This is a genomic window from Rhodospirillaceae bacterium (assembly GCA_016712715.1).
Classification (GTDB): domain Bacteria; phylum Pseudomonadota; class Alphaproteobacteria; order Dongiales; family Dongiaceae; genus Dongia.
Genome location: JADJQM010000001.1, coordinates 1,987,714 through 2,005,781, shown reverse-complemented (window position 1 = coordinate 2,005,781; position 18,068 = coordinate 1,987,714). Strand labels below are relative to the sequence as shown.

Here is an 18,068-nt window from a genome sequence, read left to right as displayed (position 1 = left end):
GTAACCGGCTCAGGTCAGCTCTTTCAAGCCGGTCCGTGTCTCGATTTGTGCGCGGTAGGACAGGCGCAGGCCCCGGACGAGCGCAGGCGGACGATCGATCGCGAGTGCCAGGTACAGCGCCTCGATGGCCGCAGGATCCGGATGCCGAAGTGTGAGCGAAAGCAGGCGCGCGCCCAGATCCGGGATCGAGGTCATTGATGTGGGATCACCTCGATGGTCGATGAGCGAGGGTGCTGCGCCGTCGAGCGGGAGCGAGCCGTCCGCGGGGATCGCAAAGTCGAAAGTCGGGTTGTCGGCCGGAAGGGGAACCTTGTCGCCGAAGATCGCGCGATGTCTTGAAACAAGGGGACCGATGGCAACCGTGCTGGCAACCCACCCGCGCAGGCGCCGGCCTTCGTGCCAATCCGCCCTGATCTGCGCCTGGTTGTCGAGACCGAACCAGCGCGGCCGACCGGGCTCAGTCCCGTCCGGGTCGCGTGCGACGATCTCAAGATAGACGTTGTTCCCCAACTGAAGGCGGTGATTGTGGGTGCCCATGTAATCGTGGCGTGTCCCGAAGGGCACCTCGATGTCGAGGCATTCCTGGACATGGGACACTCCTTCGCGGAGCGTCGGAGCAATGACGGTGAGGTGGTCAAGCTTCAGCAAAGGCGGAAAGCCCCTATGTCGTTTAGCGAATCCATGTGCGCCAGTCTGTCATGACTAACTCTGCCATGACTAACTCTGCCATGACTAACTCCGTCATGCCTAACATTGACACCTTGGCGAGCCTAGTGCTTCCGCGCCTGCACCAGCTCGGCCATGATGGTGGCTTCGCCCAGCGCCTTGCACGCTTCCATGCGATGGAGGCCAGCCACCAGCACATAGCGTTCCTTGTCGGGCCGGACCATGATCGGCACCAGGAGGCCCTTTTCGGCAATGTCCAACGCCAGATCCTCGACCTTGGCGGCATCGACCGGCACGCGCAGGGCGGCGGGCACATAGATATCGGCGATCTTGATCTTGGTGGGCTTCATGCCGCGATGGCTCCTGGTCGTTGTTGGGCCCGCTCCGGCGCGCGCCAATATTGCTGAATATATCTCTGCTCGATGCCGGAAACAAAACGCCACAAGACGTGAGCTTGTCTCGTATGCCGGTCAACGGCGATGCTTCGCAGCATATCGTCATCGGCCAGCGAATACAGCATCTTGCTTGTTATTGTGTCGGCATATGTCCAGTGATCTCAATGTATTGCCGGAGTTTATCAAACAATGTCTGGCATGTTTCCTGCGAATTTTCGGGTGGATACTGCCGGATCATGACACACAGCGGACGCGCTGCGTGCTGAGCCGACGGGAATCCGCAACCCGAATGGAGGAGTATCTCCGATGATCTCAAGTAACTATGGCACGGCGGGGCCAGGCACGGCCGCGCTCAGCCAGATGCGACAACAACTCTATGCCAAGCTGGATGCCAACGAAGACGGCGGCATCGACGAAACCGAGTTCGTCGCGGGAGCAACGGCCGGCAGCAGTTCTGCCGGCAGTTCGACCGAAACACTCGCCAAGGAGATGTTCAGCAGCTTCGACGGTGACAGTGACGGCAAGCTCACGCAGGACGAACTGCAGAGCGGCTTCCAGAAGCTGAGCGATCAGATGCGTGCGGCACTGATCGAACAGCAGGAAGCCTCGCGGCCGCAACCGCGGTCGGCGGAACAGCTCTTTGCCAAGCTGGACAGCAACAGCGATGGCGGCGTCGATGAAGCCGAGTTCATTGCCGGCGCGCCGCAGAATGGCAAGGGCCCAGCGAGACCGAGCTCAAGGAACTGTTCGCATCCTTCGACACGGATGCGGATGGATCCTTGACCGCGGACGAACTGCAGGCCGGTTTCGAGAGCAACCGTCCTTCTGGTCCCCCGGGTGGTCCCCAGGGCGGTCCGGGTGGTGCCGGTGGCCCCCCGTCGGGTCCGCCGCCATCCGCCTCGGCCTCAAGTGAAGAGGAGGAGGATGAGGAGGATACATTGATCGAGATGTTGCAGAAGCGCATCACCGAGCAATCCACCTCGGCCAGCTCGAGTTCAGCCAGCATCAATCTGAAGGATCTTCAGAGCGTGCTGGCGAACTTCCTGAAGCTGCAGGAAGGGTCATTCCAGGCCAGCCAGTCTCTCTCGGCTACGGCCTGACGCTTGCCCGAAGACCGGTCGGCAGATAGTGCCGCCAGTCGGCCCCGCCGCCGTGCCTGGCGGCGGGGCCATCTTGCCACGCCTCGGTCCCGCCGCCGTGCCTGGCGGCGGGGCCATTTTGACGCGCGCTACAGCATTCACTTGCGATCATGCCCGCACCGCGCCATGAACTAACGTCATCCACCATCACCCGCAACAAAGGGCTCCCGAGATATGCTCGCCATGCCGGCAAAGACCGAACCGACACAAGCGCAACTGCCGCATCTGCTGATCGTCGATGACGATCAGGATCATCGCCTGCTGCTGGGCCGCCTGTTCGGCGAGAACGGATTCCGCGTCTCCTTGGCGCCCGACGGCGCCACCATGCTGAGGCTGCTCAACGCGGCGCCGCCTGATCTGGTGATCCTCGATCTGATGCTGCCGGATGAGGACGGGCTCTCCCTGTGCCGCCGCGTGCGCGCCGAGTCCGACTTGCCGATCATCATGCTGAGCGCGCTCGGGCGCGGGCCGCACAAGCTCGCCGGCTTCGACATGGGCGCCGATGATTGTGTAGCGAAACCCTTCGATTCGGCGGAACTGGTGGCGCGCACCCGGGCCGTCCTGCGCCGCGCCCATCAGCGCAATGAGGGCGTTTCCGTCCTGCCTGGACGCAAGGGGACAAAGCGCGTCTATCGCTTCGACGGCTGGCGGGTCGATGCCGCCAAGCGCGAGGTGTTTTCCCCGGCCGATGTGCTGATCACGCTTACCTCGGGCGAGACCGATCTTCTGCTGGCGCTCATCGAACATGCCCAGACTACCCTCACGCGCGAGCATCTGGTGGAACTCACCCGCAACCGCGGTGGCGAGGCCAATGACCGCAGCGTCGACATCCTCATCAGCCGCATCCGCCGCAAGATCGAACAGAACCCGCGAGCACCCCGCATCATCAAGACCGTGCGCAGCGGCGGCTATCTGTTTGCACCCAGCGTCACGCTGGACTAGGGGCCCCAGGGTGATGTCCCGGCACGCGCGTCTTCTGTGGCCAGACCGCATCGCCACCCGCATCGCGCTCATCATGGTGGCGGCGATGCTGCTGACCCAGGGCCTGGGCTATCTGCTGTTCCTCGGCGACCGCAACGGCTGGTGGCCGCAATCCGGTCTCGATTCCGTCATCCAGCGCCTGCGGGGACCGATCGAGCTTGCCGCGCAAACACCGCCGGACCGGCGCCGCGATGTGCTGCACGCGATCAGCGCCTTCCAGCTCGACATCAGGGACCATTTTGATCCAAAGGCATCCATTGTGCAGATGCCGCCTTTGGGGCGTCTCCGCGATCATGTGCTGCGCGCCATGCCGCATCTGGTGACCGAGGTGCTGCTGGAAGCGGAACGCACCGAGCCAGACCCGGGCCCCATGCCCTTTGGCTTTCCGACGCCACCCGACCAGCCCGCCATTCTGTGGCTGCGCCTCCAGGATGGGTCTTGGCTCACAGTGACCATGCCCTTTGCCGAATTGCTGCCGCCGCCACCCTTCTTTCCCTGGCTGCCCTGGGTCGCCACCTTCCTCGCCATCATCGCCATTTCCCTGTTGGCGGCGCGCGGCATCTCGCGCTCGCTGCGGCGCCTGGCCGGTGGTGCCGAACAGCTCGGGCTCAACATGAACGCGGCACCCCTGGCCGTGGCGGGACCGCGCGAAGTGCGCGCGGTGACGCGCGCCTTCAACCGGATGCAGGATCGTCTCAGACGGTTTGTTGCCGACCGCACGCAGATGCTGGCCGCCATCTCCCACGATCTCCGTACGCCGCTCTCGCGCCTGCGCCTGCGCGCCGAGGCGCTGCCCATGGGCAGCGAGCGCGACAGGATCCTCGCCGACCTTGGCCTGATGGACCGCATGATCGCCGCCACCCTCACTTTCGCGCGCGACGATGTTGCGGGAGAGAAGCGTGTGATGGTTGATCTCGCCTCCCTGGTGCATTCCGTCTGCGACGAGATCGTCGATGCCGGCGGCGAGGCCAGCTATGAGGGACCGGCCTATCTCGTCCTCGAGGCGGCACCGCTCTCGCTCCAGCGTGCCGTCACCAATGTGGTCGAGAACGCCGTCAAATACGGCGCCTGTGCCAGGGTCAGCGTGAACGAGACGCCGGACAGTATCGAAATCAGGGTGCGCGATGCCGGCCCCGGCATTCCGCTGGCGGAACAGGAGCGCGTCTTCGACCCCTTCTACCGGCTCGACCCGGCGCGGTCACCTTCCGCCCATACTGCCGGCAGCATGGGCCTCGGCCTTGCCATCGCCCGCCATGTGCTGCGCGCCCATGGCGGGGACGTGACACTTGGCAATGGCGACACGGGCGGCCTTGTGGTGCGCCTCAGCTTGCCGCGCCTGACGCGCTAGGGCCAGGCTCTGCTGCATTGCGGCGCGTGAAATCGTTCCACGCGCCCCGATTTCGTGCTTTTCTGGCGCCATGAGTGTCGATCAACCGCAGCGCCTCTCCAGGCTTCAATCCATCTCGCTTGCCCGACAATGGCCGGTCGTCGGCTGGCTGGCCTTCTATCTCCTACTCGCCGCCTCCTGGGCCGGCCTCGTCTGGACCAGCGCAGCTCCCGGCAGCTCTGATGATGTCATCGCCGACTTCCTCTCGCGCTGCCTCGCACCCGGAAACGCCACCGGATATGACACGCTCGCATTGATGTGGGCGCTGATGTCGCTGGGCATGATGCTGCCGACCTCCCTCCCCACCCTGCAACGCTTCGCCATCCTGGTGCAGCCGGGCAGGGCTGGCTCGCCGAGCGCGCTGTTCCTGGCCTTCCTGCTCGCCTATGCCGCGATCTGGCTGGGTTTTTCCCTGGCGGCGGCCGCCCTCCAATTCATGCTGGCCCGCCTCATGCCGCCCCAGGCCGAACCGATATTCGCCACTCTCCTGCTCACGGGCGCGGGCTTCTATCAGTTCAGCCGCCTCAAACATGCCTGCCTCACGCGCTGCCGCCACCCGATGACCTTCTTCATGGTCAACTGGCGCCACGGCCTGCGCGGGGCGGCTGCGATGGGCCTGCGCCATGGCCGCGACTGTCTCGGCTGCTGCTGGGCGCTGATGCTGCTGGCCCTCATCGGCGGCAGCATGAACCTCGCCTGGATGGCGCTCGGCATGCTTTTGATGGTGCTCGAAAAACTCGCTGGCACCGGGCGCTATGTCACCATACCCTTGGGGTTGATCCTGATCGCGGCGGCGGGCTTCACCCTGGGTACGTCATTGTTCGCGATCTGAAGGGGAGAAAAAAAGATCATGGAAAAATGGGCGCTCAAGGGCGAACTCATCCTCAATTGCAGTTGCACGATCTTCTGTCCCTGCGTCGTCTCGCTCGGCAAGCATCCGCCGACCGAGGGGCAATGCCAGGGCTGGGGCGGCATCCGCATCGATGAGGGCCATAGCGGCGACACCGATCTTTCCGGCCTCAACGTCGCCCTGCTGCTCGATATCCCCGGCAACATGGCGCGCGGCAATTGGACCGCCGCCGCCTATATCGACGAGCGCGCCTCGGATGCCGCTTTCGAAAAGCTCACCAACATCTTCAGCGGCAAGGCGCGCGGCACCACGGGATTGTTCTCGATCCTGGTCAGCACGTTTCTGGGCGCCGAGCGCGCCCCCGTGAGCTTCGAGCGCGAGGGCGAGAAGCGCCGCCTCGTTGTGCCCAAGCGGATCATCGGCGAGGTGGAGCCGATCGGCGGCAAGGATCCCGGCTTCCATGTCGTCATCACCAACACCGAATACTGGATGGGTCCGGATATCACGGTGGCCAAGGCCAATCAGGGCCGCGTCCGCGCCTTCGGCCGCGTCTGGGATTTCGATGGCCGCAGCGCCGAGATCTGCGCCATCGACTGGCGTGGGCCCTGATCCAACCGGGCGCGGGATGCGTGTCATGACGGACGACATCGATCTACCCAGGAACGCGGCGAATTTTGTGCCTTTGTCGCCGCTCTCCTTCCTCAGCCGGGCAGCGGCGGTGTTCCCCGGCCGCGTCGCCGTGATCTATGGCCAGCGGCGCTATAGCTGGCTCGCCTTGCGCAACCGGGCCGGCGCCCTTGCCTCGGCGCTGCAGCGGCTGGGTGTGGGGAAGGGCGATGTCGTGGCCCTGATGGCTGCCAATACGCCGGAAATTTTCGAATCACATTTCGGCGTGCCGCTCTCAGGGAGCATCCTCAACACCATCAACACCCGCCTCGATCCTGATACCGTCGCCTATATCCTGGACCATGGCGGCGCCAAGGTGCTGATCACCGACACCGAATTCGCCGGCACGATGCGCGAGGCTTTGGCGCGCATGAGCGGCCCCAAGCCGATCGTCATCGACATCGTCGATCCGGCCGCGAAATCGGGCCAGGCGCCGGAAGACCGCCTGGGTACCCTCACCTATGACGCGCTCCTTGAGAGCGGCGATATCGATCTTCCCTGGCAATTGCCCGCCGATGAATGGCAATCGCTTTCGCTCAACTACACGTCGGGCACCAGTGGGCGGCCGAAGGGCGTTCTCTATCACCATCGCGGTGCCTATCTCATGAGTCTCGGCACTGTGGTCGGCTGGGGCCTGCAGCCTCATCCTCGCTATCTCTACACCGTGCCGATGTTCCATTGTAACGGCTGGGGCCATGCCTGGACCCTCGCGCTGGTCGCCGGTACCGCGGTGCTCTGCCGTTACGTGAGCGCCAAGGCGGTCTTCGACGCGGTGGCCGATCACGGCATCACCCATCTGGGCGGTGCGCCGGTGGTCCTCGGCATGCTGGTGAATGCGCCGGAGAGCGAGCGCCGCGCGATCAAGCATCCGGTCAAGGTCATGACCGCCGGCGCCCCGCCGCCCAGCGCGGTCCTGGCTAAAATGGCGGAGCTTGGCTTCGAGGTGATGCAGGTCTACGGCCTCACCGAGACCTTCGGCCATGTCGTGCATTGCGCCTGGCAGGCGGAATGGGACGAGCTCCCCTTCGCCGAGCAGGCCGAGATCAAGGCGCGGCAGGGCGTCTGCATGCCCGTCACCGAGGAGATTCGGTTGCAGGATCCCGAGACGGGCGCGACGCCGCCCGCCGACGGCACATCGATGGGCGAGATTCTCATCCGCGGCAACACGGTGATGAAGGGCTATCACAAGGATGCGCCCGCCACGGAAAAGGCCTTCGCCAACGGCTATTTCCATTCCGGCGATCTGGCCGTGCAGCATCCCAACGGCTATGTCGAGATCAAGGACCGCCTCAAGGACGTCATCATCTCCGGCGGCGAGAACGTCTCCTCGATCGAGATCGAGAGCCGCCTCTTCAAGCACCCCGCTGTGGCCCTGGCCGCCGTCGTTGCGAAACCGGATCCCAAATGGGGCGAGGTGCCCTGCGCCTTCATTGAGCTGAAAGCGGGCGCCAGCGCGACCGAAGCCGAGCTGATCAGCTTCTGCCGCGAAGCCCTCGCCGGCTTCAAGGCCCCCAAGCGCGTCGTGTTCGGCGAACTGCCGAAGACCTCAACCGGCAAGATCCAGAAATTCATCCTGCGCGAGCAGGCGAAGGGGCTGTAAGTCCCCTCACCCCGACCCTCTCCCCACTTCGTGGGGCGAGGGAGTATTGAGCGAGTTCGCTATAAAGCCCCTCGCCCCACAGCCGACGAATGTCGGCATTCGCCGACAGCGGAGAGGGGTTGGGGTGAGGGGACTTTCTGCGTCTTCGCCCGCCTGATTACCTACTCCGCGTAATCCGGCTGCTTCTGATCGAGGATCGCGCGGATCTCGTTGAGATGCATGTTCTCCTGGTCGCTCGGATACTCTTCCCACTGCCGCGCCGTCTTCTCGGCCACCTCATGGCTGGCGATGTTGAGCTCGCGTCCGGTCGAATAGGCCGTGATCAAGGTCTCCGCCGCGCGCTCGAAGTAATAAAGGAGGTCGAAGGCCTCGGCGACCGTCGCGGCCGCGACCAGCACGCCGTGATTACCCATCACCATCACCTTCTTGTCACCGAGGCAGGTCGACAGCCGCTCCGCCTCGTCGCCCAGCCCCATCCCGTCAAAGCCCATGTCATAGGCGATGCGGTTGTAGAAACGCATCGTGTTCTGGTCGATGGGCTTCATGCTGGGATCCTTGAGGCAGGCCAGCGTGAGGGCATATTTCGAATGCACATGCAGCACACAGCGCGCATGCGGTGCGTTCCGGTGAATGGCGCCGTGGATCGCCCAGGCCGTGGGGTCCGGCGCGTTGGGCTGGTCCATCGTGCTGGGATCGTTGGCATCGAGCAGGATGAGGTCGCTGGCCTTGATGCGCGAGAAATGCTTGCCGCAGGGATTGACCAGGAACTGGCTGCCATCGTCCGAGACCGCCAGGCTGAAATGGTTGGCGACCCCCTCATGCATGTTGAGTTCCGCCGTCCAGCGGAAGGCCGCGGCCAGTTGGCAGCGCTCCTCGTAATGCGAGTTGTCGAGCCGGGCTTTCGCAGGAATACGCGCAACCGAGGTCATCATCTGCTCCTGAAGGGCTGGAATGCTGACCTGAGTATGCGCAAGGCCACTTCCTCGGTCAAATGCCGCCTATGCATGGCTGCGATCCTGGCATGCCAATTATGTATCGCCGGAGGCCCGGCGCGGGGGCTAGATTTAGCTCATGGATCGTTACGTGGCGAAACAGTCTCATCGGGGAAGACATGTCGGCGGATCTGGTCATGGCGCCCACGGCGCCGGTTTTCAAGGACGCGCGCAAGGCAACCTATCTCAATCCGGCAGGATCTGACCGACCGCTCAAAAGTCCACTGCCGAAATCGACCCTGGTCAGTGCGCGCGGCTACCGCAAGCAGCGGCTGGTGGAACAGGTGGTCGCCAAGGATTGCGCCGCCATCCTGCTTTATGACCCGATCAACATCCGCTATGCGACCGACCTTTCCAACATGCAGCTCTGGGCGACCCACAACCCGTTCCACTATGCGCTGCTGTTCGCCGACGGCCATGCCATCGAATTCGCCTATCGCGGCGCCGAGCATCTCGCCGACGGCTTCGAGACGGTGAACGAGGTTCGCCCCGGCAATGCCTGGTTCTACATGTACACCGCCGACCGGTTGCAGGAACGCGTCGATGCCTGGGCCGACGAGCTGGTCTCGATCCTGAAGGAGCGCAATGGCGGCAACATGCGCCTCGCGATCGACAAGCTCGACCCGCCCGGCGTCGATGCGCTCCGCAAGCGCGGCGTCACCGTCGTCGAAGGCCAGGCATTGACCGAGATCGCCCGCTCGATCAAGAGTGCCGAGGAACTCGATCTCATGCGCTGGACCGTGCGTGTCTGCGAAGCCGGCATGGCGCGGCTCTACGATCACTCGCTGCCCGGCAAGACCGAACAGGAAATCTGGGCGGAGCTCCATTACGAAAACATCCGCTCCGGCGGCGAATGGCTGGAAACGCGCCTCCTCACTGTGGGCGAACGCACCAATCCCTGGTTCCAGGAATGCTCCGACCATGTGGCAAAGCTTGGCGACATGCTGGGCTTCGACACCGACATGATCGGCCCCTATGGCTATTGCGCCGATCTCTCGCGCTCCTGGACCGTGGGCCATACGAAAATGACGCCGCACCAGCGCGACCTTTATCTGACGGCCCGCGAGCAGATCGAGCATAACCTCGCCCTTCTCAAAAGCGGCTTGAGCTTCGACGAGTTCAACGCGAAGAGCTGGCGCATCCCCGAAAAATATGTGAGCTGCCGCTATTCCGTGGCGCTCCACGGCGTGGGATTGGCCGACGAGTATCCCTCGATCCCTTTGCATCCCGATTGGAAAGCCGCCTATCGGGGCATTTTCGAGAAGAACATGACCGTCTGCGTCGAAAGCCTCATCGGCGAAGAAGGCACAGGCGAATGCGTGAAACTGGAAACCCAGGTGGTGATCACCGAGACGGGCGCTGTGCGGCTGGATAGTTTTCCGTGGGAAGAGGTGTGAGGGCGCGGCTCGCTATCTAGACGCTCGTCACCAGCAATTGCGCGCTGGCCGGGCACAATGCGCTGAACTGCTGCGATGTGGTGATGGCGGCCGGCGCCGCCGCGCGCGCCGCCACGCTGAAGCCGAGATGGCGGAAGAAATCCGCGGCACTCAAGGTGAGCAGCCAAACCTTCGACGCACCGCCGGCTTTCGCCTCGGCGAGCAGAAGAGCCACCAGCGCGCGCCCCGATCCGCTGCCACGCGATCTGCTGTCGATCACGACCGAGCGCAGCAGCACGTCAGCGCCATCTCCTTCCAGCCCGCCATAGCCGATCGTCACGCCATCGCCCGTAACAGCCCGCCAGAAACGTCGCCCCGGTTGGGTGAGGTCATCGGCCGGCAACCCGCTCGCGCGCAGCAGATCGGCGAAGGGGGCGAGATCGGTAACGGGTTGAAGCGACAGCATCATGAACCTGCGGGTGCGTGGGAGGAGGTGAGGCAGTAAACTAAAACTCTGAGTGTGATGCAAAGGCCGTTGGTTCCTGCCATCTCCAGCACGATCCCGAACCTCGTTCGACGATCCTTAGTTCTTTCGTCCCTTTGAGGCACGACGCGTGGTCGGCTGCACGCCACCACCACGCTCCAGAAGATACCTCGCCCCCTCGGCGAGGAAGGCGGATCGGTTTGACGTCACGGCATCGATCCGCTCCAGGAGATCGCTCGCCATCGAGATATTGACGCGCACCGACTTGTTCGGTGTCGGCGCGTCGATCATGGCGATGGCCGCCAGTTTGATCGACGGATCGGCCAGGATCGTCTCCGGCCTGCTGCTCTGGGGCAGCGGCAATCCTTCTTCCTGCATGACCTCCAGATGCAGCGCCAATGCCTCGCTGGCATTCCGCATCGCTGCCTCGATCGTGTCCCCGGCAGCGTAACAACCGGGAATATCTGGAAACGTCACGCCATAGGCGCCGAGCATCTCACCAGTCTTGTTTCCTGCCTTGTTCCGGGCCCTGGTGATGTCGCCCTCGACCACCGGATTGATATCGATCACCGCCGGGTAGCACGCGTTCATCCTTCGTCTCCTGCATTCCAGCGGCGGCGCATCCAGAGATCTGCCGCCCGATCAGAACCTGATGCCGGTCTTTCGTTCGATATCCCGCACGATGCCGGGCGACAGGGATTTCACCGGATGGGGCAGGGTGATCAGCATCGGGTTCGCCGGGTTCTTGAAGGTGAAATGATCGCCGCGGCTGCGCGCCAGGACCCAGCCGCGCATTTCGATTTCCCTGATCGCGTCCCGGCTGCTGACCTGTTTGCCCATCACTGGCTCATTTGCGGTATGTATCATTTGTGTATTCAATACACAATGTCCGTGCCGAAACCCGGCATCCGAAGTTGCGGTGCTCTCCACAGTGTTCCTATTTTGTTCTTGACAGTCAATATAGGAATCTGGTACCAATGAACTTCACCACCCAACAGCCGATGCGCGGCGGGACGCTGCCGGGCATCTGCAATCATTCGGTTGTCTCCGGCGCAGGATCGGTGGCTTTCTCGATGGCTTCGGCCGGTTGAGAGGGTCCTCGGCGCAGGCCGGTTGCTATCCTGGCTTCAGATGAGGCCGGGGCGAAAAGGGCAGGGCCGGCGCTTGAAGTCCGGCCCCATGGATCCGCCGGGATAGCGGGTCTCCCCGGAATCGCTGGGATAACGATTCCCGCCGGATCCTGCGCGATAGCGGATCCCGACGAACCCAGCGCGATAGCGGGTTCCCACGGACCGCACGGAGAACGGTTCCCCCCGGACCCTCGGGAGAATGGGCCCCCTGGATCGGCAGGCATCCCGATCACAACGCGGCGGCGGCAAAGCCCGATGGCCTTGCAGCCGTGACGCTGCCCGAATGATTGCAGATGCGCGGGTTCCTCTCAGCGTCAACCGGTCAGGAAAACCTGCCCGGCAGTGTCGGCATGCCTGCGCGCAGCCTTACGACGCCTTGTCGACCGCCGGCTTCTTCTCCTCGCCGACCCGATCCACCAGCACCTTGTCGATGCGGCGGCCGTCGAGATCGACCACCTCCAGGCGGAAGCCGTTATAGGTGACGCTCTCGCCCACCCGGGGCACGCGGCCAAGGCGGTGCAGCACCAGGCCGGCGAGCGTGCTGTAATCCGAATGCACGAATCCGCTGGCGCCGATCTTGCGCTCGACATCGATGAGCCGCGTGCGGCCGTCGATCAGCCACGACCCCGCACCGCGCGCGGCGATGGCGTCATCGGCATCCTCTTCCTCCGACATCTCGCCGGCGATCACCGTGAAGATATCGGCCTGGGTCACGATGCCTTCGACGCTGCCATACTCATCGAGCACGATGGCGACCCTGGTCGGCGCGTGGCGGAAAAGCTCGAGGAGCCGCAGGATCGTGGTCGTCTCATGGAGGGTGAGCGGAATCTTGACGCAGAGCTGCGGGTCCATCTTCTGGCCCGTCGCCAACTGCTGCAGCAGATCCTTGGCATCCACCACGCCCAGCACCTCGTCGACATTGCCCTGGCACAGCAGCAGCCGCGAATGGCCGCTGGCGATGACATGCTGCAGCGACACCTCGGCCGGGTCGTTGACGTCGATCCAATCGATATCGGGGCGCGGCGTCATGATGCTGCGGATCGAGTAATCGGCCAGGTGCAGCACCCGGTCGATCATATAGCGCTCTTCCTCGTCGAAGACGCCGCTCTCGGCGCCTTCCGCGACCATGGTCTTCACTTCTTCCTCGGTCACCTGCGTATCGCGGTCGCCGCTGAGCCCGATGAGGGTGAGGATCGCGTTGGTCGAAAGCCGCAGGATCAGCACCAAAGGCGCGCCGATCTTGGCGATGAGCGCCATCGGCAGGCTGACGCGGATGGCAATCGCCTCGGCATGGTTCATGGCGACGCGCTTTGGCACGAGCTCGCCGATGATGAGCGACAGATAGGTGATGCAGGCGACCACCAGTGTCACCGCGACGGGATAGGCATAATCGGCGATGAGCGGCCAGTCGCCAAGCACCCGCGCCAGCGGCGCCGACAAGGTGGCACCTGAATAGGCGCCGGCCACGACACCCACCAGCGTGATGCCGATCTGCACCGTGGAGAGGAACATGGTCGGATCTTCGGCCAGTTCCAGCGCCTTCTTCGCCCCGCGATGACCGGCATCGGCGATGGGCTTCAACCTTGCGCGCCGCGCCGAGACGATGGCCAGTTCCGACATGGCGAAAAAGCCGTTGAGCAGCACCAGCAACAGGACGATCAGTATTTCAAACCACAGGGACGTGTCTTCGACGGGAATCTCGGTCATCGGAACTTAGGCGCTCTCTTCCTTGATCTTGCCGCGCGCGGACAGCGCGGCGGCATCGCGCACCAGGATGCGGCTGCCTTTGGTGGCGATGAGTCCGTCCTGGGTGAATTGCTTCAGTTGCTTGTTGACCGCCTCGCGCGTGACACCCAGCAATTGCGCCAGCTCGCTCTGATTGAGCTTGGCGGTGATGAGGATGCCGTCCGGCCCCTCTTCACCATGCCCCGCCGCCAGCGCTTCCAGGGTCTTCGCGAGACGCGCGCCGAGATCGAGGAAGGCTGCGTCGCGGATGCGGTCGGTATTGTGGCGCAGCCGCTCACACAGCAATTCGATGATGTGGAGGGCGAGCTTGGGCTCCTGCTTCATCAATTCCAGGAACGCCGCCCGCGGCACGCTCAGCATCTCGGTATCGGCGAGCGCACTGGCACTTGCCGTCCGCGGCAATCCGTCGAGAAGTGCGATCTCGCCGAAGAAGTCGCCCGTCTCCATCAGGTTGAGGGTGAGCTCGCGCCCGTCCGGCCCATGCACCCAGATGCGGATGAGGCCCCGGGCCACGCCATAGAGCGCATCCGCCGGCTCGTCTTCCCAGAACAGGGTCTCGCCGACGCCGAGCTTCTTGGGCAGGCACAGGCGCGCCACGCGCTCCAGCAAGGCGGGTTCGAGGCCGCGGAACAGGAAGCTCTTTGCCAGCAATTGCGCGCGCATCGGCAGAGCTGCAAGCCCGGTGGCGGCCGCGGCGCTGGGGGCGGGCGGGGTGGGTTTGTCGGCGGTGGGGATGCTGACCTCCTTGTGAAGCGGTTCACAACCTAGCGGAAACGACACCCCAGGTTAAGGGCAGAGCCAAGCGATGTGTGTGCTTCGCCAATACCGGCAAAGAGCGCCCACCGCATTTTGAACGGAGCTGTGTGATGTCGACTTTTCGTAATTATGTGAAGACGTTAACGATTCTCGCCCTGATTGGCGGCGGCCTCAGCGCCTGCACGGCCACCCGCGCCTATGACCTCGGCGCCTATGGCCAGGTGAACAAGTTGAGCCAGGTCGGCTGCGTCGACCGGATCGGCGGCAAGGACTAAGCCGCCGCCGAGGGCGAGCTGGCGGTGCTGTCGGCCTGTGCCTGGATGGCCGCGTGGAGCTGGAGCAGGCGCTCGGCATCCTCGACATGGAGCTTCTCGATGAGCTTGCCGCCCAGCACACAGATACCCTTGCCCTGGGCCCGTGCCTCGGCCCAGGCCGCGACGATCGCCCTGGCCTGCTCGATTTCCCCCGGATTGGGGGCAAAGGCGGCATTGGCCGCGGCGATCTGCTTGGGATGGATCAGGGTCTTGCCGTCGAAGCCCAGATCGCGGCCCTGCTCGCAGGCCGCCTGATAGCCTTCCTCGTCATTCATATCGAGATGCACGCCGTCGAGGGCATCCAGCCCATAGGCGCGCGCGGCGATGACGATGATGGAGAGCGCCGAAATGACGCCGATCCGGCCAGGCGCCGGCCGGGCGCGGAGGTCGCGGCTGAGATCCGAGGTGCCGGCGACGATGCAGGCGAGGCGCGGACTGGCATTGGCGATCGAATCCATGCTCATGATGCAGCGCGGCGTCTCCGCCATGATCCAGATCGGCAGCGTCGCGGGGGCACCGGCCTGGGCCAGGGCAGCCACCGCCGCCAGGACGTCATCGGCCGACTGGATCTTGGGGAACAGGATCGCATCGGCGCCGAGCTTGGCCACCGCCGCCACATCGTCATGGCCCCAGGGCGTATCCAGCCCATTGACCCGGACCACCACCTCCCGCTTGCCGAAGCCGCCGGCCTGGAGCGCCTCGACCAGTTGGGCGCGGGCTGATTCCTTGGCTTCCGGGGCCACCGCATCCTCAAGATCCAGGATCACGGCATCGACCGGCAGGGTGCGCGCCTTTTCAAGCGCGCGCGCATTGCTGGCTGGAAGATAAAGGACGGAGCGGCGCGGTCTGATGGTCATGGCTGGTCTTGCATTCCTTTGTCGCCTTTGGGCGATATCAGCCCCGGGGCGACCATTTATAGGTCGCTGGCGGCGCAAATCACACCGCTGATGTTGCGGATGCTAACAATCTTCGAAATTTTCGATCAAGTGGTAAAAGCGCAGGGCGGGACAGACCTTAGTCCATGGTCCGGCCGGGAAAACCCCTGGGCAGATATTAACGATCTGGTGACTCTGTTAAGAATTTGGGCGTTCCAGGGCATTCGGCGCGAAAAAGAAACCAAATTTTAACAGGGCTGGGTTAGGATGCGGCCAAGCGAAATAACGGGCTGCAGGTCAGCAGCCAGGGAGGTAGCTATGGAAATCACCTCGAACAGCACGATCAGCACCGCCATCGAAGGCCTGAAATCGGCTTCGGCGAAGATCGAGCAGACCGCCCAGAACGTCGCCGAAGGTTCCGTCGATCCGGCGGATATCGTGTCGTTGAGCCTCGCTGCCAACAGCTTCAAGGCCAATGCCGCCGTGATCCGCACCGAAAACGAAACCACCCAGGCGCTGCTCGACATCACCGCCTGATCATCCACCCACGACACTGACCCTTTTCAGGATTTGACATGGACGTCGCTGCCGCCGGTTTTGCCGCCTCCCAGATCGCCAGTGCCCAACGCGGGCAGCAGGCCGCCTTGTCCGGCATCCGCGGCCAGCAGAAGCAGGACCAGAACGTCGCCAACCTCCTGACCGAGGCCGTCGGCGCCGCCAAGGAAATCTCCAGCGCGCCGGCATCCGCGCCTTCGCTGGACAGCAGCCGGGGCGGCCTTCCCGCCGGCCGCGGGTCGCTGGTCAACATCCTCGCCTGAGCCCTCGACAGCCGATCGGGCCGTTTCCCCGCGCCGGCCGTTCCGCCAGGACAGCCCTTAACTAGCATTATCGCCGATTTGCGCGATAAACTGTGCTGACGATCGGCACCTATCCGCGTGTGTGCCGAGTCGCGGTTCGGGCCTGCCGCCCGGGTGGCGATGCGGGTTTCGGAACGAGCATCTGGGGGCGATGTGACGGAAGACAAGTCAGAAGCGGCGATACCAGAGCATCTGCAATCCATCGAGCCGGCCATGGTCGCTATCGGCGAAGGCCGTCTGGAAGATGCCAGCCGCATCTGCGCCGAGATCGTGGCCGCCGATCCAAATGACGCGGACGCGGTCCATCTCCTCGGCGTCATCGGCTTTCAGGGGGGTGCAGCACCCGACCAGGCCCTCGATCTCATCGACCGCGCCATTGTGCTGGATCCCGACCGCGCCCAGTTTCAGAACAGCCGCGGCGCCTTGCTCTATTCCCTGGGACGCAACCAGGAGGCCGAGGCCAATTTCCGGTACGCCACCATCCTCAAGCCCGATGACGGCATGGCCTGGAATAATCTCGGCAATGCCTTGCTCCGCCTGGACCGCGTCGAGGAGGCCGAGAATGCCTTCCGCCGGGCCCTGGTAACGCCGCCGATCCTGGTCGCCGCCATCAACAATCTGGGCATCGCCGTCAAGCGCCGGGGCCAGTTCGACAAGGCGATGGTCTGTTTCCGCGAAGCGGTCCTCCATGACCCGACCTTTGTCGATGCGCATTTCAACCTCGGCGAGATCCTCTATCAGCTCGATCAGATGCCGGAAGCGGAGGCCTGTTTCCGCGAAGCCCTGCGGCTCGACGCGAAATGCGCCCCGGCCTATGCCTCGCTGGCACAGGCGCTCCATGACCAGCAGCGGCCCGACGATGCCATGGGGGTCATTCAGCAGGGCCTCGCCGAATTGCCGGAGGACGAGGACCTCGCCTTTGCGCTTCGCCTGCAATTGTCGAGCATGGTGCCTGCCTGGCACATCCCGATGATCAACGATGACGAGCGCAACATCGCCTACAGCCAGGCGCTCGAACGCGCTGTCCGCCCCGGCGACACGGTGTTCGAAATCGGCACCGGCTCGGGCATCGTCGCCATGATGGCCGCCCGCGCCGGCGCTGGACACGTCGTCACCTGCGAGGTGCTGCCGGTCATGGCGGATGCGGCGCGCGCGATCGTGGCGCAGAACGGCCTTGCCGACCGCATCACCGTCATCAACAAGAAATCGACCCAGTTGCGCCTTGGCGAGGATCTGCCGGAACGGGCCGACCTCTTCGTCTCCGAACTGATCAATGTCGGCATGCTGGCGCCCAACATGCTTTCCATCATGCGCCACGCCCGCGAAAATCTGGTGAAGCCCGACGGCCGCATCATTCCTGAAGCTTCCACCATCTATGGTGCGCTGCTGCAATGCGACCACCTGGCGCGCATCAATCCGGTGGGCATGATCGCCGGCTTCGACATGTCGGCCATGGATCAGTTCCGCTCGCCGGGCTATGCGCAGATCGACCTTGCGGCCGATCCGCACCGTAAGCTGTCTGACCGCTTCGTGGCGCTCACCTTCGACTTCCGCACCGACATGAAGGAAATGGACAGCCACCGCCTGATTGTGACTGCGACCGAGGCCGGCCTGTGCCACGGCATCGCCTTCTGGTTCGACCTCCACATGTTCGAGGACGTCGTCTACCGTTCCGACAGCCGGACGCGGACCAATCACTGGAAGCAGGCGATGCACTTCTTCGCCGAGCCCGTCGCCGTGCAGCCGGGCGACCAGTTGACCCTCGTGGCCGGCTACGACAACACGCGGATCTTCTTCAATCTCGTGAACTGACAGCTCACCGTTTCACTGTCGTCATCCCCGGGCATGGTGAAA

General features: G+C 64.0%; 22 protein-coding genes. 13 read left to right on the top strand and 9 right to left on the bottom strand.

What is annotated here, in order from left to right; genetic code table 11:
* Window positions 1-9: 9 nt before the first annotated feature.
* The gene (locus IPK59_09740) at window positions 10-648 is read right to left on the bottom strand and encodes a VOC family protein (protein MBK8159020.1); all 639 of its coding nucleotides are present in this window, start codon (window positions 646-648) and stop codon (window positions 10-12) included.
* A 122-nt stretch (window positions 649-770) separates the two neighbouring features.
* A complete protein-coding gene (locus tag IPK59_09735; protein ID MBK8159019.1) occupies window positions 771-1,016 on the bottom strand; it encodes a ParB N-terminal domain-containing protein in 246 nt (81 codons plus the stop codon).
* A gap of 351 nt (window positions 1,017-1,367) precedes the next feature.
* Here IPK59_09735 and IPK59_09730 point away from each other — a divergent pair, with 351 nt between their 5' ends.
* From IPK59_09730 to IPK59_09700, 7 genes are all read left to right on the top strand, one after another.
* Window positions 1,368-1,844: an EF-hand domain-containing protein gene (locus IPK59_09730; protein ID MBK8159018.1), complete on the top strand. Its 477-nt coding sequence runs from the start codon at window positions 1,368-1,370 to the stop codon at window positions 1,842-1,844.
* Window positions 1,805-2,161 (top strand): hypothetical protein, encoded by a 357-nt coding sequence (locus tag IPK59_09725; GenBank protein ID MBK8159017.1) that lies wholly within the window; start codon window positions 1,805-1,807, stop codon window positions 2,159-2,161. The genes IPK59_09730 and IPK59_09725 overlap by 40 nt, the downstream gene beginning before the upstream one ends.
* Window positions 2,162-2,383: 222 nt before the next feature.
* Complete coding sequence (locus IPK59_09720) at window positions 2,384-3,142, top strand: response regulator transcription factor (protein MBK8159016.1); 759 nt, start codon at window positions 2,384-2,386, stop codon at window positions 3,140-3,142.
* A gap of 13 nt (window positions 3,143-3,155) precedes the next feature.
* On the top strand, window positions 3,156-4,529 hold the full coding sequence (locus IPK59_09715) for a HAMP domain-containing protein (protein MBK8159015.1): 1,374 nt from the start codon (window positions 3,156-3,158) through the stop codon (window positions 4,527-4,529).
* 70 nt (window positions 4,530-4,599) lie between these two features.
* Entirely contained in the window at window positions 4,600-5,400 is an 801-nt protein-coding gene (locus IPK59_09710; GenBank protein ID MBK8159014.1) for a DUF2182 domain-containing protein, read from the top strand.
* 18 nt (window positions 5,401-5,418) lie between these two features.
* Complete coding sequence (locus tag IPK59_09705; protein MBK8159013.1) at window positions 5,419-6,027, top strand: DUF1326 domain-containing protein; 609 nt, start codon at window positions 5,419-5,421, stop codon at window positions 6,025-6,027.
* A gap of 16 nt (window positions 6,028-6,043) precedes the next feature.
* Window positions 6,044-7,684 carry an acyl-CoA synthetase gene (locus tag IPK59_09700; protein ID MBK8159012.1) on the top strand — a complete coding sequence of 547 codons (1,641 nt, stop codon included), beginning with the start codon at window positions 6,044-6,046 and terminating at the stop codon, window positions 7,682-7,684.
* A gap of 161 nt (window positions 7,685-7,845) precedes the next feature.
* On the opposite strand, the gene IPK59_09695 is transcribed toward IPK59_09700, so the two are convergent.
* The gene (locus IPK59_09695; GenBank protein ID MBK8159011.1) at window positions 7,846-8,613 is read right to left on the bottom strand and encodes a class II aldolase/adducin family protein; all 768 of its coding nucleotides are present in this window, start codon (window positions 8,611-8,613) and stop codon (window positions 7,846-7,848) included.
* A 200-nt stretch (window positions 8,614-8,813) separates the two neighbouring features.
* On the opposite strand from IPK59_09695, the gene IPK59_09690 reads away from it, so the two are divergent.
* The gene (locus tag IPK59_09690) at window positions 8,814-10,073 is read left to right on the top strand and encodes an aminopeptidase P family protein (protein MBK8159010.1); all 1,260 of its coding nucleotides are present in this window, start codon (window positions 8,814-8,816) and stop codon (window positions 10,071-10,073) included.
* A 16-nt stretch (window positions 10,074-10,089) separates the two neighbouring features.
* Here IPK59_09690 and IPK59_09685 read toward each other — a convergent pair whose 3' ends face one another.
* The 5 genes from IPK59_09685 to IPK59_09665 form a co-directional block, all read right to left on the bottom strand.
* Window positions 10,090-10,521 (bottom strand): GNAT family N-acetyltransferase, encoded by a 432-nt coding sequence (locus IPK59_09685; protein MBK8159009.1) that lies wholly within the window; start codon window positions 10,519-10,521, stop codon window positions 10,090-10,092.
* Between the two features lie 114 nt (window positions 10,522-10,635).
* Window positions 10,636-11,127 carry a type II toxin-antitoxin system HicB family antitoxin gene (locus IPK59_09680; GenBank protein ID MBK8159008.1) on the bottom strand — a complete coding sequence of 164 codons (492 nt, stop codon included), beginning with the start codon at window positions 11,125-11,127 and terminating at the stop codon, window positions 10,636-10,638.
* Between the two features lie 51 nt (window positions 11,128-11,178).
* The gene (locus tag IPK59_09675; GenBank protein ID MBK8159007.1) at window positions 11,179-11,376 is read right to left on the bottom strand and encodes a type II toxin-antitoxin system HicA family toxin; all 198 of its coding nucleotides are present in this window, start codon (window positions 11,374-11,376) and stop codon (window positions 11,179-11,181) included.
* A gap of 656 nt (window positions 11,377-12,032) precedes the next feature.
* Window positions 12,033-13,373: an HlyC/CorC family transporter gene (locus IPK59_09670; protein ID MBK8159006.1), complete on the bottom strand. Its 1,341-nt coding sequence runs from the start codon at window positions 13,371-13,373 to the stop codon at window positions 12,033-12,035.
* 6 nt (window positions 13,374-13,379) lie between these two features.
* Window positions 13,380-14,075, bottom strand: coding sequence for a Crp/Fnr family transcriptional regulator (locus IPK59_09665; protein MBK8159005.1), 696 nt, complete (start codon window positions 14,073-14,075; stop codon window positions 13,380-13,382).
* 203 nt (window positions 14,076-14,278) lie between these two features.
* On the opposite strand from IPK59_09665, the gene IPK59_09660 reads away from it, so the two are divergent.
* Window positions 14,279-14,443, top strand: a complete 165-nt coding sequence (locus tag IPK59_09660) for a hypothetical protein (GenBank protein MBK8159004.1) — start codon at window positions 14,279-14,281, stop codon at window positions 14,441-14,443.
* Here the strand turns inward: IPK59_09660 and IPK59_09655 are convergent.
* On the bottom strand, window positions 14,440-15,339 hold the full coding sequence (locus IPK59_09655) for a CoA ester lyase (GenBank protein MBK8159003.1): 900 nt from the start codon (window positions 15,337-15,339) through the stop codon (window positions 14,440-14,442). The two genes, IPK59_09660 and IPK59_09655, sit on opposite strands and share 4 nt — an antisense overlap.
* A 27-nt stretch (window positions 15,340-15,366) precedes the next feature.
* Between IPK59_09655 and IPK59_09650 the strand changes: the two genes are divergently transcribed.
* From IPK59_09650 to IPK59_09635, 4 genes are all read left to right on the top strand, one after another.
* Window positions 15,367-15,609 carry a hypothetical protein gene (locus tag IPK59_09650; protein MBK8159002.1) on the top strand — a complete coding sequence of 81 codons (243 nt, stop codon included), beginning with the start codon at window positions 15,367-15,369 and terminating at the stop codon, window positions 15,607-15,609.
* 66 nt (window positions 15,610-15,675) lie between these two features.
* Entirely contained in the window at window positions 15,676-15,894 is a 219-nt protein-coding gene (locus tag IPK59_09645) for a hypothetical protein (GenBank protein ID MBK8159001.1), read from the top strand.
* 38 nt (window positions 15,895-15,932) lie between these two features.
* Window positions 15,933-16,175 carry a hypothetical protein gene (locus IPK59_09640; GenBank protein ID MBK8159000.1) on the top strand — a complete coding sequence of 81 codons (243 nt, stop codon included), beginning with the start codon at window positions 15,933-15,935 and terminating at the stop codon, window positions 16,173-16,175.
* A 192-nt stretch (window positions 16,176-16,367) separates the two neighbouring features.
* Complete coding sequence (locus IPK59_09635; protein MBK8158999.1) at window positions 16,368-18,026, top strand: tetratricopeptide repeat protein; 1,659 nt, start codon at window positions 16,368-16,370, stop codon at window positions 18,024-18,026.
* Window positions 18,027-18,068 lie beyond the last annotated feature (42 nt).

What these genes read in the sequence shown, in the direction of transcription:
- IPK59_09715 (MBK8159015.1), top strand. Translation starts at nt 3,156, where the DNA reads ATGTCCCGGCACGCGCGTCTTCTGTGGCCAGACCGCATCGCCACCCGC.
- IPK59_09665 (MBK8159005.1), bottom strand. Translation starts at nt 14,075, where the DNA reads ATGCGCGCGCAATTGCTGGCAAAGAGCTTCCTGTTCCGCGGCCTCGAA.
- IPK59_09700 (MBK8159012.1), top strand. Translation starts at nt 6,044, where the DNA reads ATGCGTGTCATGACGGACGACATCGATCTACCCAGGAACGCGGCGAAT.
- IPK59_09660 (MBK8159004.1), top strand. Translation starts at nt 14,279, where the DNA reads ATGTCGACTTTTCGTAATTATGTGAAGACGTTAACGATTCTCGCCCTG.
- IPK59_09655 (MBK8159003.1), bottom strand. Translation starts at nt 15,339, where the DNA reads ATGACCATCAGACCGCGCCGCTCCGTCCTTTATCTTCCAGCCAGCAAT.
- IPK59_09710 (MBK8159014.1), top strand. Translation starts at nt 4,600, where the DNA reads ATGAGTGTCGATCAACCGCAGCGCCTCTCCAGGCTTCAATCCATCTCG.
- IPK59_09735 (MBK8159019.1), bottom strand. Translation starts at nt 1,016, where the DNA reads ATGAAGCCCACCAAGATCAAGATCGCCGATATCTATGTGCCCGCCGCC.
- IPK59_09705 (MBK8159013.1), top strand. Translation starts at nt 5,419, where the DNA reads ATGGAAAAATGGGCGCTCAAGGGCGAACTCATCCTCAATTGCAGTTGC.
- IPK59_09670 (MBK8159006.1), bottom strand. Translation starts at nt 13,373, where the DNA reads ATGACCGAGATTCCCGTCGAAGACACGTCCCTGTGGTTTGAAATACTG.
- IPK59_09720 (MBK8159016.1), top strand. Translation starts at nt 2,384, where the DNA reads ATGCCGGCAAAGACCGAACCGACACAAGCGCAACTGCCGCATCTGCTG.
- IPK59_09690 (MBK8159010.1), top strand. Translation starts at nt 8,814, where the DNA reads ATGGCGCCCACGGCGCCGGTTTTCAAGGACGCGCGCAAGGCAACCTAT.
- IPK59_09730 (MBK8159018.1), top strand. Translation starts at nt 1,368, where the DNA reads ATGATCTCAAGTAACTATGGCACGGCGGGGCCAGGCACGGCCGCGCTC.
- IPK59_09695 (MBK8159011.1), bottom strand. Translation starts at nt 8,613, where the DNA reads ATGACCTCGGTTGCGCGTATTCCTGCGAAAGCCCGGCTCGACAACTCG.
- IPK59_09685 (MBK8159009.1), bottom strand. Translation starts at nt 10,521, where the DNA reads ATGATGCTGTCGCTTCAACCCGTTACCGATCTCGCCCCCTTCGCCGAT.
- IPK59_09675 (MBK8159007.1), bottom strand. Translation starts at nt 11,376, where the DNA reads ATGGGCAAACAGGTCAGCAGCCGGGACGCGATCAGGGAAATCGAAATG.
- IPK59_09645 (MBK8159001.1), top strand. Translation starts at nt 15,676, where the DNA reads ATGGAAATCACCTCGAACAGCACGATCAGCACCGCCATCGAAGGCCTG.
- IPK59_09680 (MBK8159008.1), bottom strand. Translation starts at nt 11,127, where the DNA reads ATGAACGCGTGCTACCCGGCGGTGATCGATATCAATCCGGTGGTCGAG.
- IPK59_09640 (MBK8159000.1), top strand. Translation starts at nt 15,933, where the DNA reads ATGGACGTCGCTGCCGCCGGTTTTGCCGCCTCCCAGATCGCCAGTGCC.